Genomic DNA, 457 nt, shown 5'->3' with positions numbered 1-457 from the left:
CAGCGACGGCGGCATCACCTGGACCGCGACGCTCACCCCGAGCGCGTCCATCAGCGACGCCACCAACCTGATCATCCTGGCCAATACCGGTGTGGCGGACGCGGCCGGCAACGCCGGCACCGGTACCACCAGTTCCAACAACTATGCTGTCGACACGGTGCGCCCGACCGCGACGATCGTCGTCGCCGATAACGCCTTGAGTGTCGGCGAAACCTCGCTGGTGACCATCACCTTCAACGAAGCGGTAACAGGCTTTACCACCGCCGACCTGACGGTCGCCAACGGTACGATCACCGGCCTGAGCAGCGGCGACGGCGGCATCACCTGGACCGGTACGCTCACACCAAGCGCCAGCGTCAGCGACACCAGCAACCTCATCACCCTGGATAACACCGGCGTGACTGACGCGGCGGGCAACGCTGGTACGGGCACCACCGATTCGAACAACTACGCCATC

1 protein-coding gene is annotated in these 457 nt (G+C 65.0%); it reads left to right on the top strand.

The window, feature by feature from the left end; all coding sequences use genetic code 11:
• Positions 1-457: Ig-like domain-containing protein (locus tag HU811_RS27180; RefSeq protein WP_263642033.1), on the top strand; the 457-nt coding region annotated here is incomplete at both ends.

It is taken from the genome of Pseudomonas tehranensis (assembly GCF_014268615.1).
GTDB lineage: Bacteria > Pseudomonadota > Gammaproteobacteria > Pseudomonadales > Pseudomonadaceae > Aquipseudomonas > Aquipseudomonas tehranensis.
Note: the sequence above shows the minus strand (reverse complement) of the source record. Positions and strands in the feature narration are given on the sequence as shown.